Raw genomic sequence first — 15,015 nt, 5'->3', positions numbered from 1 at the left:
GTCGAGCATCGCGTTAAATTATTAAAAGTAAATTTTCAAAATGCCCCATTTTGTGCCCCATATTTATTTTACTCCTTTTACCTGTTCATGTATTTGATTTTAATATACTTTTATGAATGACTTGATACATTGGTATAAGAATGAAGTTAAAAAAGCCATGAGGTTTAAATTAGTTTGCGATTTCACTCTCAGGGCTTTATTTAAAAATTTATCATTTTCACAAAGTAGATCACAAGTTGAAGCTGGTTATTCCTGTGGTTTGTCTCGAACCTTACGTTCAATCAATCGACCCTGCTTATCAAAATAACGGCTAGGCCAGATTTCTGAGGGGTGAATACCGAGATAGTTAGCGATTATCCACTCACCTTTAGGCCATTGCCTGCTGAGTGCATTTGCTAATGTTGATGAACTGAGTCCTGCATCACGAGAAACAGCCGCCAAGGTTGTACCACGTTTGCGTAATGCAGCAATAATATCGGCCTGATGCCAATCATTTTGAACATTGTTGTTATTCATTCCTGTTACCCCTTCCATTAATTAATATTGATGGTGGTGATTCAAGGCAGGGTTAGCAGACTGGGTTCACACCAGCGAGGCCGAAGCCTCCCCTACCTGAATCACCATAGAAAGGGTGAACGCAGGCGCACTGGCAGAAACATCCTACCAGTGTCAGTGAACACAAGGCTGCTAAACCTTGACCATTGGATTGAGCCAATGGCGGGAATACTTTAACTGATTGTATTATTGGACTCAATAACTGAACGGCTAAGTTTAACGACTATAACCACGTTCAACATAACAGCCAATGTTTCGAATGCTGTCAATTCTTTAATCAATCAGCTCTACTTATATCTAACAACATGCAATCTCTGGCGCGCGACCATTCTGGCAAAACAGAAAATACCAGTCTTACCCTTGATCGATATCTGTGCGCCAGAGTGAACGCAAGTTGAGGTATTGCGGGGTATCGGTTGAGTACACTGTACTGCCGCCTGTATTAACAGGTCATCCCCACCGGCTAAAAGCCAGCCTCGATATCGTCAAGTTCTCCTTTTGATACTTATCTATAAAATGCAGTGTCAGATTCACTGTGTGGTTAATTAGACCAAAGCCTGTCAGGGTTGTGTTGCTCTTTTGCGGCGGCGTCACTTTCAGCGGTAAATCCGCAAAAAGTGACGCCTTGAGTTCCGCGAACGGTTAGCAAAAGCAGTGCGAGCATTGAAATACCAGTAGTTGCCACAAAATGCCGCAAGATGAAGAATCAAACGGTAGTAATGAGTTAAATGTTTAGATGTAGAAAAATTGTCCGCTGAATATTTCAGACAGTGATCGTGATAAGTATGAACCGGATGTACTAAAGCCATCCTGTTATTCATTGAAGATAAAGGGAGTTGATATAAAAGATAAGTGCATGATCTAATGTTCACTACACTTGATTGGCAATATAAAAACACCTTTTGGGTGTATTTTTTAGTTTAAGAGACCTTCATTGCCAGACGAGGGTTTAGGTGTCTTGACAATATCTGCTTCCAAAGGTGGGCAGATGTACCGCAATTTTGCTCCCCCTTTCAGGCTACGGGGGTTTTTATAGCCATTACAGCTATGTAACCATCTACGATGGTGATTAGACAAATTCAGATTAGAATTTTTTTTCGGTTATGGCAACAATAAGTGGGTAGTTTGAACAATAAAAGCTATATCTATTTTTCACACCAAACCATGCAATAAATAAAAAGTCTTCCTTCCAATATTACACCACTAGCATTTTCTTACCTGACTCACAAAAAATACAGCATTTAGTAGACAAAGATCGGTAAGGGAGATGAAAGCTACAAACATTTAGATGCTAGCTGCTCAAACTAAAATCAAAAATACTAGCAAACCCAAGAGTGGTACATGAATGTTAAAAACCGGAACAAAAAATCGTGAATTTATGTTTTTTTTAACTAATTATATCGTTGTTGGTGTATCATTACCAAAAAATTGGTTTAATTTTGTCATGGGGTGGTAAAATGATTAACTTAACTAATGATGTATTCATTGACTTCGTCAGTGATGCTCTATCTGGAAAGAGAGACAGTCTTGTCATGCGGTTACGCATGGTAACGAAAAAGCTCAAAAAAGAGTCTCCAGAATTAGCAACAAAGTTAGAAAGCCTACTTATGCAAACTAGTGGAGCATATGCTGTAGAAAGAGCACAATCGGTTACTCCTAGAGCAACCCCTGTAGATGCAGATACAAGGCAAAAGTTGTTAATTGAAACATATCCTGTAATTCTAGATGTTGAACCCGTTTGGCCAACAAGCACAACGTTAGCCCTAAATCGTTTTGTAACCGAATGGGAAATGAAAGAACTTTTGCACAAAGAGGGCCTTCATCCGTCTCGTTCCCTTTTAATGGGCGGCCCTCCTGGAGTAGGTAAAACTTTGGCTGCAAAATGGTTAGCCAGTCGACTAAATATGCCCTTATTAACTCTTGATCTTGCGAGTGTGATGAGCAGTTATCTTGGTAAGACAGGAAATAACATAAGGTCCGTACTCAACTATGCTTCATCTTTCCCATGTGTATTGTTACTTGACGAGTTCGATGCTATTGCCAAAAAAAGAGATGACGCTACAGATGTCGGTGAACTTAAAAGACTTGTTACTGTTCTTTTACAATCTATCGATGAATGGCCTAACACATCTATTCTCATAGCAGCAACTAATCATTCTGAACTTTTGGATACTGCTGCATGGAGAAGATTTGATAGAGTTATAAATTTTGAATACCCTACAAATGATTTAATTCAGCACTATCTTATATCGAAAGAAATTACAGAAAGTTTAGCGCATTATATTTCGTCAAGATTAGGTGAAATATCTTATGCTGTGATTGAAAAATCGATCAATCAAGCGAAGAGGAATTCAATTATAGAGCAGATATCTTTAAGCTCAGCTCTAATAGATGAATTATTGAGCAATACATCATTGGAAGATGTCGTAAAAACGATGCTTGATGAAGGTATTTCCCAAAGAAAAATTTCGTCAGATTTAGAAATACCAAGATCGCAAATTAGAAAAATCATTAAGATAGAGGATGAGGATAATGAATAATAAGAACATGCTTTTGGGCTACGGAGAAACACTGACGGGTAATGTAGAAGTAAAAAAAGGTGGGGGAGGGAAAAATAAACCCTATACCTATAATGAAAATAAGCTAGTAATAATGCGTGATTTGGAATCACTAATCAGTGAAATTGAAAATGTACCAGCCTCTGCACTACCAGATGGTAAAGCAGTAGCAAAATTCGTGCTTCATCCAACTTTTCTGGCTAAAAGTTATTTTCCGGTAGGATTATTTAACAAATTTTCTCTTACAAGTGTAGGTAGTAAGTCTGTCAGAATTAAGCCCCGTAAAGACATAAAGAAAAAAGGTAGAAAAGATGAATATACAACGGCTTGTATCTACGTTTCAGGGAAAACTGAAAATTTTCAATCATTTTTGTATGCATTAAACGATGATACTTTAAATAAAAGCCAAAAAGATGATTTCATCACGCTTGAAAGTGTTTCAATGTTTAAGCCATCCGATAAAATTAAGTCTTTAGAAGGTGAGGATGAAAGAAGCATTGAAATAGCCTTACATACCCCAGATGAAAATTCATTTATAGTGGACTCTTTTGTTAGATATGCTTTACAACAAGGGGCCTCTGTTGATAAAGAAAGATGCATAAAAGTTAAAGGATTAACCTTTATGCCTATTAAAGCTAATAAAAAAACGGCTTATGCAATAGCAAGATTTTCTTTTTTAAGAACGATTAGAGATCTTCCAGAGCTAAGAGTTAGTGAGCCAGTAATTAGACGTTCTATGAATTCCCCTTCTAGTTTTGAATTACCATCAGAAGGAGCAATCAACCCAAATTTAAAGGTAGCAATATTTGATGGAGGTGTAAGTATTGATGATTTTAGTCAATGGGTAACTGAGTACACTTTTAACAAAGATGGAAAAGCGAGTGCCCAACTTCTCTCACATGGACAAGATGTGACATCTACGCTTCTCTTTGGCGTTATGGATTCAGGTACTGTAAAACTAAATGTTCCTTATTGTAATATTGATCATTACAGAGTCTTAGATTCGAACATAAACAATTCCGATATTGATCTTTTTGATGTTTTAATCAGAATAAAGAGTGTGCTTGATACACAACACTACGATTATATTAATTTAAGTTTGGGACCAAGACTGCCTGTTGATGATGATGATGTTCATGTGTGGACTTCAACTCTTGAAGAAGCTCTCTCAACAGGGGATACTTTATGTACAGTTGCTGTTGGAAATGATGGTCATTTGCCAGCAGGTCTTAATAGAATTCAACCTCCTGCCGATTTAGTCAATGGATTATCTGTAGGTGCAGCAACATCTCTTTCAGAAAACTGGGAAAGGTGCCACTATAGCTGTGTTGGTCCCGGTAGAAGTCCAGGATTCGTGAAACCTGATGGCGTTGCTTTTGGCGGAAATTCAGAAGAACCTTTCAAGGTATTCAGCCCCATGAATAATGGATTGGCTAGTACCGCAGGTACTAGCTTTGCTGCTCCACTAGCATTGAGACAAGCAATCGCCTTAAGTTCGTCTTTGCAATATAATATTACGCCTCTAACTGCTAAAGCTCTTTTAATTCATCATGCTGAAAACAGTAATCATGAACGTTCAGAAGTCGGCTGGGGTAGATTTCCGCATAATATTTCAGATGTTATTTATTGTAACGACAATGAAGTGAAAGTCATTTATCAAGGTATACTCAAACCTTCTCAACATATGCGGGCATACATTCCTTATCCTGATGAGCCAACTACAGGTTATGTCAATCTTCGAGCAACATTTTGCTTTTCTAGCCCAGTGGACGCAGAACATCCTTTAAATTACACCCGAAGTGGTTTAGAAATTACTATGAGGACAGGAAAATCTAATACAAAAAAAGGCTTAACATTTCCGCTTTTTAACCTAAAAAATATTTATGCAGATGAAAATGAACAAAGAGGTGATGGTCATAAGTGGGAAACAACATTAAGAAGTGAGCACACATTCAAACAAGGCGAACTTGCTACACCATGCTTTGATATTATTTATTATGGTCGCGATTGTGGGATGCCAATTGATGTTTCTGAACTTGACGATTTACCTTATGTTTTAATTGTTACTTTATCTGCTGGGGAAATGTCAGATTTATATAATAATATCCGACAAAAATATCAGACATTACAGCCTATACAGGTACAACAGCAAATTATCCTACATACTTAATAAAAGATATATGGATAACATTTTGGTTATCCATAAATTTAGTAAAAATAAAAGTAATAACTATAATCATTATTTCACCAATGAGTGACGTTAGGTTTTTTATAATTTTATCGCTCTTTTTATTAAGAGATATGATGTTTATCATAGAAAAAATATAAAAAATTCAGGTTTATTTTTTAGAATAAAATACTAATAATTATTAGTAATTATCTAACATAAAAATCAAGTGATACAAAAAATTTAAACCACACTGACGCGCTGCGCTTGTCTTCTCCATGTTACCGGGCTAATAAATTACCCCGGTAACACTGAGAGCTGAAAGATCACCTGCCAGAGAAAACATTTTTACCTCCCCCCTACTAAAGAATTAGTAATAAAACTGTTCACCTTTAAATATTTTCATTTAAATTCATATCATTAATGGGTGATGACTTGAAATTAAACTCATCACCACTCTTCACCCAACCGTTCACCCTGAACCGAAAAATAAAGTGAACAGTGATGAATAGTTGTGAACAGTTTAAAAATAACTATTCACCCTATAATACTTTGATATATATGGTTTAAATTATAGGGTGAACAGTGGTGAACACTTTTTTATATTTCTTTGAAAAATATTTGTAATCAGAAGAAATTATTCTTCTGGCTGGCTATTCCTTGTCAGTTTCGGCATCCATTCGACAGCAGTATCAAGATTCAGGCTCAGATTGCTGCGAATGCCCTGTTTGCTTTTCTTGCGTAAATATTGCTGGCTGTATTCTGCCAACGCACCCGGCATATCCATACCGAAGCGAGTTACAGAAACAGGTTTGTTCAGGTTATTACCTTTCATATAAGCAAGGTAGGCATGATAGAGATATTTGCGGGGATTGAACGGCATAATTTCCGCATTGCCGATTAACAAACCGTCAGCTTCATGGGAAGCAATAAGATAACCGCAAAAATCGACCAGTGGATCTGTACCGCGTTTGATATCCAGCGCCTCCGCAGATTTCTGCTGCTCTGCCAGTAAACGCCTTGCGGCTTGTGGGTCAGCAAATCGATGCAACAAATGCCGGATAATCACGGGCAATTCTGCCGCAATTTTATCCCGTAAGAGTGGATCACGTTCATTTTCCGGCACAACTTCGGAAAAATTAAAAATCACCCGACGCCGCGATACTCCACCACTGCGATCACTAAAACTCATAGCATTATTGTTCACTGCCAGCACTACCGCAGGAATACGGGTTGAATAGGGTTGTTTGTGTTTCGGATCAATGGCAACTTCATCGCCACCCGTAATTGCCTTGATGCCGGAACCATCACCCACATAGCGAGTTTGATCTGGCAGGATAATCAGCGAATAACCAACAATCTGCGCCCGTTCCCGTGGATTTTCCAGTGCCACCATACTTGCAGAAACTGTATTGCCTTTACCTGTCAGCATGGAACAAATTTCAGCAAAGATACTTTTACCGCTGCCACCTGCGCCAGTGACTTCCAGAAATAGCTGCCAGTCATAACGATTCGCCAGCACTATAAACAGCGCTACCAGTACCCTGTCTGTTTTGTTTTCACAGTTGGCAGTTGTTTGATTAAGCCAGCGCCAGAACTGTGGCGCGTGATCTTGCAAGATTTCTCCCGAAGCAGGGGAATTGAACTCGATATCGTTGGCAAGCAATAACCAGTCACTTTTATGATGAGGTCGGAACTGACAGGCTTTCAGGTCAAATACGCCATTACTAAACCCGATTAAGTGACGTTCTGGTGATTGCATCATGGGAAGCTGCAATTTCAGGGCATCTACGGCTGAACTAATGCCATGCGGTGAATACGGTAGTTTCTCTTCCATAAAGGCAGCGACCATTTCCCGCCTTAAATCGCGATCACTGACCGGACGCCAGACAATGCCATCATAGTGATGAACGCTTTCCGAAGCGCCATCCAACGCTAAATCTCCGCTATAACGCGCCAGTAACACTTCTCCGCGCTGACTGGCTCCCATCTGGCATAATGTCAGTTTTGAAGATTCGGTATCATTATTAAGCTGAACGGCTGCTTTTTTCTTGATTGATGTTGGTTGATAAAGCCCCTGAGCAAAGGCTTGCTGTGCTATTTCCACTCCCTGTTGCTGACGGTAATCGTCCCAATCAGCTTTGTGCTCAGTTGGTGGTAACGTTACCCATCCATTGATCGTTTTGGCAGTTTTTTCTGCCGCAATTTTGCCAACATTCTTTTTCGGCTTACCGTTCTTATCTAACTCATTGGGAAGATGCCAGTCGTTATCTGCGGCAATAATGATTTTCGTATCAGGCCAGTGTTCCCGGACTGATTGAGCGACAGAGAGCAAATTACCTGCATCTATTGCAGCCAGAACTGCGCCTTGATGTAACTGGCTAACGGTCAATGCCGTGGCGTAACCTTCGGTAATTATCACTGTGCCTGGATGTTCTCCCAACTCTGATAATGCAATGAAAGCACTTTTCTTTTGGCTACCAGACAGTAATTTCTTCGTTCCATCCAGTTTGATAATTTGCGCCCCTGTTATTTTTTTATCTAATGTTCTCAGAGGCAACAACAACGAACCATCTTCCAGTAACTTCTGGTTAGAACAATGCAATCCTTTTGCAGTCAGATAGGACGATTTTCCGGCGACAGTTAGCGCCATTAGTGCTGCCACTTTTTCGGCAATCGGCTGTGTTGTTTGAATGGTTTCTTTGGTTGGTTTGGATTCCGGTAGCGTCATCACTCCATAGACCAGATTCGCCCATTGCACCGCGTGCCATTGTGCGGAATCCGTGTCCGCAAACTTCTGTTTTGGTGTCATAGCCCATTGTACGTAACGCATTATTGACGGTGTTTTCACTCATCACTTTCTTTGGATCGTGATCGCCGGGAAACATTACCTCACTCTCTCCGCTCAGATTGTGCAAGGTTTCGATAAGCGAAATAGCCTGATGGCTCAACGGTACAATGTGTTCGGTTTTCATTTTCATACCACGTTGAGAATGCTTAACACCATCAATGGGTTTTCGTATCGCCGGTATATGCCAAACCGCCCTTTCAAGATCGATTTCTTCCCAACGGGCGAATCTCATTTCACTGGAACGAACAAATGTTAATAAAGTCAGTTCTACCGCAATTTTGGTCAGTAAGCGCCCACGGTAGCAGGAAAGACGAGACAAAAATTCAGGCAGGCGTTCATGAGGCAATGCAGGATGATGTTTGGGTTTTACTATGGTGAGAGTGCCCGCCATATCATTGGCAGGGCTATATTCAAGGATGTCATTTTGGACAGCATAACGCATGATGGTAGCTACACGCTGTTGTAATCTCTGGGCTATATCGTGTTTACCATCAGTATCAACGGTTTGGATCGGTGCTAACAGTTGACTGGTTCGCAAAGTGCGAATATCGAGAGTACCAAGATAAGGGAAAATGTATTGTTCAAAACTTCGCATAATCCGGTCTCGATGGTCTTCACTCCACCGTTTATTGCTGGCGTGCCATTCACGGGCGATCCGTTCAAAGGTATATGCACCCTTTGATTCGGTTTGTGCGTCTTTTCTCTCTGCTTTGGGATCAATCCCTTGAGCAAGCAATTTTTTGGCTTCGTCCCGTTTGGCGCGAGCATCAGCTAATGACACAGCAGGATAAACACCAAAGGCCAGCCGATCTTCTTTTCTATCGGTGGGGCGGTGATACTTCATGCGCCAGTATTTAGAACCGCGCGGCGTGATTTCGAGATATAGGCCAGCGCCATCCGCTAATTTATAGGATTTCTCTTTCGGTTTCGCAGTTTCGATTTGTCGGGCGTTTAGTTTCATTTTTGGGGCACATTTAAAATCGAAGTGTAGGTGCTCCAAATTATGCCCCTTGGTGCGTGTTGATTGCAACAGACCATAGTAGACGTCAAAATAACTAACTATCTTGATTTATTGGTTTTTTTGGGGAGTTTGTAGACTTGGGTAGACGTTAGAAAACTAACGAATGGTGCGAAGGCCGGACTTGCAAATGAACATAATTGATTGAAATTAAATAAATTATTAAAAGTAAATTTTCAAAATGCCCCATTTTGTGCCCCATATTTATTTTACTCCTTTTATCTATTCATGTATTTGATTTTAATATACTTTTATGAATGACTTGATACATTGGTATAAGAATGAAGTTAAAAAAGCCATGAGGTTTAAATTAGTCTGTCATTTCATTCTCAGGGCTTTGTATAAAAATTTATCATTTTCACAAAGTAAATCACAAGTTGAAGCGGGTTATTCCTGTGGCTTATCTCGAATCTTACGCTCAATCAATCGACCCTGCTTATCAAAATAACGGCTAGGCCAGATTTCTGAGGGGTGAATACCGAGATAGTTAGCGATTATCCACTCACCTTTAGGCCATTGCCTGCTGAGTGCATTTGCTAATGTGGATGAACTGAGTCCTGCTTCACGGGAGACAGCCGCTAAGGTTGTACCACGTTTACGTAATGCAGCAATAATATCGGCCTGATGCCAGTCATTTCTAACATTGTTATTCATTCCTGCTACCCCTTCCATTAATTAATATTGATGGTGGCGATTCAGACAGGGTTAGCAGACTGGCACTCATACCAGCGAGACTTACGTCTCCCCCGCCTGAACCACCATTGAAAAGGCGATAACAGGCACACTGGCAAAATTTCTGCCAGTGTCTATGAGTGACAAGGCTGCTAAACCTTGACCATTAGATTGAGCTAATGGCGGGAATACTTTAACTGATTGTATTATTGGACTCAATAACTGAACGAATAAGTTTAACGGCTATAACCACGTTCAACATAACAGCCAATGTTTCGAATACTGTCAATTCTTTAATCAATCAGCTCTACTTATATCTAACAACATGCAATCTCTGGCGCGCGACCATTCTGGCAAAAAAGAAAATACCAGTCTTACCCTTGATCGATATCTGTGCGCCAGAGTGAACGCAAGTTGAGGTATTGCGGGGTATCGGTTGAGTACACTGTACTGCCGCCTGTATTAACAGGTCATCCCCACTGGCTAAAAGCCAGCCTCGATATCGTCAAGTTCTCCTTTTTCAATCTAAAAATGCAGTGTCAGATTCACTGTGTGGTGAAGCATGCGTGAGCCTGTCAGGGTTCGATTGTTCTTTGGCTGCGGCGTCACTTTCAGCGGTAAATCCGCAAAAAGTGACGCCTTGATTCCGCGAACAGTCAGCAAAAGTAGTGCGAGCGTTGAAATACCAGTAGTTGCCGCAAGATGAAGAATCAAACGGTAGTAATGAGTTAAATGTTTAGATGTAGAAAATTTATCCGCTGAATAATTCAGACGGTGATCATGATAAGTATGAACAGGATGTACTAAAGCCATCCTGTTATTCATTGAAGATAAAGGAAAAAATGGTTTATGTTGATATAAAAGATAAGTGCATGACCTAATGTTCACTACACTTGATTGGCAATATAAAAACACCTTTTGGGTGTATTTTTTAGTTTAAGAGACCTTCATTGCCAGACGAGGGTTTAGGTGTCTTGGCAATATCTGCTTCCAAAGGTGGGCAGATGTACCGCAATTATTGCACTCTCTTTCAGGCTACGAGAGTTTTGTTTCGCCACCCGAAGGCGATCCTGACAGGCGATGGATCATTAGTGTAAATGGAATATTAGCGGCTGTGGCGAGTAGGGTCAACAACTTATGTTATGGGTTAATTTGAATTTTAGATAATAAATTCAGATAACTACACAGTGGTACTAAAATGGGAGGTGCGACAGTGGTGAAACGGGTATAACTGAGCGAGATGGGGAAACTATGATTATGATATTTCCAGAGTACTTCAAGTAAAAAGTTTTAAAGTTACGGTAATATAACAAAAGATAATCAAAATAGTCATAATTTGTATTAGCCGCGACTTAACCTGACGCGATTCTACGATAAGTCACGATTAAATTTGGCGGTCGGCTATGAGCCATAAAGCGTCCGTTATGCCTGAGAATCCATGTTTTTACTTTTGCAAAATAGACAGTTCTTTGACACCTCCGCTCACTTTTATTTTGAATTAAAATCGCCGTTTTGATAACAAATGCTCAACATGAAAAATGGTGTTTTTTACAGTGGAAAAATGTAGTTTTAGGCAGCTGATAATGTTTTCATGATGAGGGCCTGATCGGGTGTACGCTTGACCCCTTCATGTTAAATAACTATAGAAATATGAAAAATATCATTGTAAGATTTTGAAAAAACACAGAAAGGATATCAAAATGTATAATGGTAATTTTTTTAAAAAAAACCTACTAATAGCTAGATTAGCTAATGAAAGAGAGCTTTCTTTTTTATTTGGCTCAGCTATATCATCTAAACAAAATGGTTATGGAATACCTAATGTATCTGAAATTATAGATATAATAAAAGAAAATATAGATACCACTTTCATAGAAGATTATGAAGAGCATATTAATGGAATAGATAGCGATCAAGATAAATATCAAGCTTCTTTTGAATTTATATCTGGAATATCTGGAGCTGAAGGAATAAAAGAAATCATAAGAAAAATAATTCTTAGCAATATAGATCCATTAACAAGTAAATCAAAAATACCAAATAAAATAAATGAATTAAGTGGCTTGATTTTTAATGGGAATTTAAATGTAAATAATATATTAACTACAAATTTTGACACTCTTATTGAAGAAAGTCTTGCTGAACTAAACTATCTTTATAATAGTATAAGTATTGTTGCTGACTCCAATATAAATCAAAATAATAATGAGTTATTAAATATAATTCACTTGCATGGAATTTGGAATGTAGGTGAAACCATGCATAGTAAAAACCAACTTCAATCATCAAGAAAAAAAATAGAAGCTTCATTAAGAAACATATTAGCTAACAACACTATGTATATAATTGGTTATAGCGGTTGGGATGATAGTTTTACTAGAACATTAGCATCTATTGTTAATGATGATAAAGAAAATTATTCACTAGCATGGTGTTTTTTCGATGAAAACGATACTGATATATTGAATAAATATTCACATTTATTCGATATTTTAGCACCTGCAATCAGTCGGGATAGAGTACAGTTTTATAAAGGGATTAACTGTAATAGCTTATTTAATGAAATAGAGAAAAAAAAAGACAATAAGTGACTCTACATCAAGAGCTAAGGTATCAAAACCAATAGTAAACTACTTTAGCTTTGATGAGAATAATTTATTTTCAAATATAAGGAATAATGAACAGATAGCATGTTTAAATGTTTTAGAAGAAAATAATGTTTTATTTATAGAATCAGAAATAGGATTTGGTGAATTAAAATTTATACAGTCATTCACATCCAAAATAAAAAATAGAAATCTTTTTATAAAAATAAACTTATCCAACGAAAGAACAATTAACGATATAAATAAAAAAATAAAATCAGATGCAGGCCTAGATATATCATCAATTATTTATAATAATCATTACCGAAGGTTATGCCACGGCACTGACCGTTAGCCAGTTAAATCAAGGCACAGTTTTGGCTGCAATAGATGCAGGTCATTTGCTTTCTGTCGCTCAATCAGTCCGGGAACACTGGCCTGATGCGAGAATCATTATTGCCGCAGATAACGACTGGCATTTTCCCAATGAATTAGATAAAAACGGTAAGCCGAAAAAGAATATTGGCAAGACTTCGGCAGAAAAAGCGGCTCTTGCGGTGAATGGCTGGGTAACGTTACCACCAACTGAGCACAAAGCCGATTGGGACGATTACCGCCAGCAACATGGAGTGGAAATAGCACAGCAAGCCTTTGCTCAGAGGCTTTATCAACCAACATCAATCAAGAAAAAAGCAGCCGTTCAGCTTAATAATGATACCGAATCTTCAAAACTGACATTATGCCAGATGGGAGCCAGCCAGCGCGGAGAAGTGTTACTGGCGCGTTATAGCGGAGATTTAGCGTTGGATGGCGCTTCGGAAAGCGTTCATCACTATGATAGCATTGTCTGGCGTCCGGTCAGTGATCGCGATTTAAGGCGGGAAATGGTCTCCGCCTTTATGGAAGAGAAACTACCGTATTCACCGCATGGTATTAGTTCAGCCGTGGATGCCCTGAAATTACAGCTTCCCATGATGCAACCACCAGAACGCCACTTAATCGGGTTTAGTAATGGCGTATTTGACCTGAAAGCCTGTCAGTTCCGGCCTCACCGCAAAAATGACTGGCTATTGCTTGCCAATGACGTTGAATTCAATTCCCCTATTTCGGGGGAAACTCTGCAAGATCACGCGCCCCAGTTCTGGCGCTGGCTCAATCAGGCAGCAGCCAACTGTGAAAACAAAACAAACAGAGTGCTGTCAGCGCTGTTTATGGTGCTGGCGAACCGCTATGACTGGCAACTATTTTTGGAAGTCACCGGAGCCGGAGGCAGCGGTAAAAGCATCTTTGCCGAAATTTGTTCCATGCTGGCAGGTAAAGGCAATACTGTTTCTGCAAGCATGGCTGCACTAGAAAACCCACGGGAACGGGCGTTGATTGTCGGCTATTCGCTGATTATCCTGCCAGATCAAACTCGCTATGTGGGCGATGGTTCCGGCATCAAGGCAATTACGGGTGGTGATGAAGTTGCTATCGATCCGAAGCATAAACAACCCTACTCAACCCGTATTCCCGCCGTTGTACTGGCAGTAAATAATAACGCCATGAGTTTTAGTGATCGCAGTGGTGGGGTATCGCGGCGTCGGGTAATTTTTAATTTTTCCGAAGTAGTACCAGAAAATGAACGTGATCCACTCCTACGGGATAAAATTGCAGCAGAATTACCCGTGATTATCCGGCATCTTCTGCATCGGTTTACTGATCCACAATCAGCAAGGCGTTTACTGGCAGAACAACAGAAATCTGCGGAGGCGCTAGATATCAAACGCGGCACAGATCCATTGGTCGATTTTTGCGGTTATCTTATTGTTTCCTATGAAGCTGACGGCCTATTAATCGGCAATGCCGAAATTATGCCGTTCAATCCTCGTAAGTACCTTTATCACACCTACCTTGCTTATATGAAAGGCAATAACCTGAACAAACCTGTTTCCGTAACTCGTTTTGGCATGGATATGCCGGGCGCGCTGGCGGAGTACGGTCAGCACTATCTGCGCAAGAAAAGCAAACAAGGCATTCGTAGCAACCTGAGTCTGGATATTAATACTGCTATCGAGTGGATGCCGAAACTGACAAGAGATAACCAGCCAGAAGAATAACTTTTTCTGATGACAGTAGTTTTTCAAAGAAATATAAAAAAGTGTTCACCACTATTCACTCTATAATTTAAATAAGATATATCAATATATTATGGGGTGAATAGTTATTTTTAAACTGTTCACAACTATTCATCACTGTTCACCTTAATTTTCCGGTTCAGGGTGAACGGTTGGGTGAAGAGTGGTGATGAGTTTAATTTCAAGTCATCACCCATTAATGATATGAATTTAAATGAAAATATTCAAAGGTGAACAGGGTGAACAGTTTTATTACTAATTCTTTAATAGGGAGGGTAGATAAAAATTGTTTTTCTGGCAGGTGATCTTTCAGCTCTCAGTGTTACCGGGGTAATTTATTAGCCCGGTAACACTGAGAAGACAAGTGTAGCGCGTCAGTGTGGATTTGAACTACTGCAGCTGAAACAATCACAGGAACAGTCTCGAGTCGTACCACAAATTTATAGACAGATACTAATTTTCTAGAATCCCGGCTTACAACCCCAGTATATT

10 protein-coding genes and 1 pseudogene are annotated in these 15,015 nt (G+C 39.4%); 4 read left to right on the top strand and 7 right to left on the bottom strand.

All coding sequences use genetic code 11. The features are described from left to right. Positions 1 to 246 precede the first annotated feature (246 nt). Together ABLA76_RS12995 and ABLA76_RS12990 are read right to left on the bottom strand one after the other, a co-directional pair. Positions 247 to 516: a helix-turn-helix transcriptional regulator gene (locus tag ABLA76_RS12995; protein ID WP_348988230.1), complete on the bottom strand. Its 270-nt coding sequence runs from the start codon at positions 514 to 516 to the stop codon at positions 247 to 249. Positions 517 to 1,096: 580 nt separating this feature from the next. Further along, a complete protein-coding gene (locus tag ABLA76_RS12990) occupies positions 1,097 to 1,219 on the bottom strand; it encodes a hypothetical protein (RefSeq protein ID WP_285808741.1) in 123 nt (40 codons plus the stop codon). Between the two features lie 793 nt (positions 1,220 to 2,012). Between ABLA76_RS12990 and ABLA76_RS12985 the strand changes: the two genes are divergently transcribed. Both ABLA76_RS12985 and ABLA76_RS12980 read left to right on the top strand, forming a co-directional pair. Further along, positions 2,013 to 3,095: an ATP-binding protein gene (locus ABLA76_RS12985; protein ID WP_348988229.1), complete on the top strand. Its 1,083-nt coding sequence runs from the start codon at positions 2,013 to 2,015 to the stop codon at positions 3,093 to 3,095. Continuing rightward, positions 3,088 to 5,283, top strand: coding sequence for a S8 family peptidase (locus ABLA76_RS12980; protein WP_348988228.1), 2,196 nt, complete (start codon positions 3,088 to 3,090; stop codon positions 5,281 to 5,283). Before ABLA76_RS12985 ends, ABLA76_RS12980 begins: the two co-directional genes overlap by 8 nt. Before the next feature lie 634 nt (positions 5,284 to 5,917). Here the strand turns inward: ABLA76_RS12980 and ABLA76_RS12975 are convergent. From ABLA76_RS12975 to ABLA76_RS12955, 5 genes and pseudogenes are all read right to left on the bottom strand, one after another. Then, a complete protein-coding gene (locus ABLA76_RS12975) occupies positions 5,918 to 7,957 on the bottom strand; it encodes a toprim domain-containing protein (RefSeq protein WP_348988235.1) in 2,040 nt (679 codons plus the stop codon). Next, on the bottom strand, positions 7,872 to 9,092 hold the full coding sequence (locus tag ABLA76_RS12970) for an integrase arm-type DNA-binding domain-containing protein (RefSeq protein WP_348988227.1): 1,221 nt from the start codon (positions 9,090 to 9,092) through the stop codon (positions 7,872 to 7,874). The genes ABLA76_RS12975 and ABLA76_RS12970 overlap by 86 nt, the downstream gene beginning before the upstream one ends. Positions 9,093 to 9,536: 444 nt before the next feature. Next, complete coding sequence (locus ABLA76_RS12965) at positions 9,537 to 9,803, bottom strand: helix-turn-helix transcriptional regulator (protein ID WP_348988226.1); 267 nt, start codon at positions 9,801 to 9,803, stop codon at positions 9,537 to 9,539. Between the two features lie 543 nt (positions 9,804 to 10,346). Beyond that, complete coding sequence (locus tag ABLA76_RS12960) at positions 10,347 to 10,634, bottom strand: hypothetical protein (protein ID WP_348988225.1); 288 nt, start codon at positions 10,632 to 10,634, stop codon at positions 10,347 to 10,349. A 360-nt stretch (positions 10,635 to 10,994) separates the two neighbouring features. Further along, positions 10,995 to 11,160: pseudogene (locus tag ABLA76_RS12955) on the bottom strand (IS982 family transposase); the annotation flags it as partial. A gap of 361 nt (positions 11,161 to 11,521) precedes the next feature. On the opposite strand from ABLA76_RS12955, the gene ABLA76_RS12950 reads away from it, so the two are divergent. Further along, positions 11,522 to 12,412, top strand: coding sequence for an SIR2 family protein (locus tag ABLA76_RS12950; protein ID WP_348988224.1), 891 nt, complete (start codon positions 11,522 to 11,524; stop codon positions 12,410 to 12,412). A gap of 287 nt (positions 12,413 to 12,699) precedes the next feature. Then, a complete protein-coding gene (locus ABLA76_RS12945) occupies positions 12,700 to 14,505 on the top strand; it encodes a toprim domain-containing protein (protein WP_348988234.1) in 1,806 nt (601 codons plus the stop codon). Positions 14,506 to 15,015: the final 510 nt, after the last annotated feature.

It is taken from the genome of Xenorhabdus sp. SGI240 (assembly GCF_040081915.1).
GTDB lineage: Bacteria > Pseudomonadota > Gammaproteobacteria > Enterobacterales > Enterobacteriaceae > Xenorhabdus > Xenorhabdus bakwenae.
This window is presented reverse-complemented; position numbering and strand designations above follow the sequence as displayed.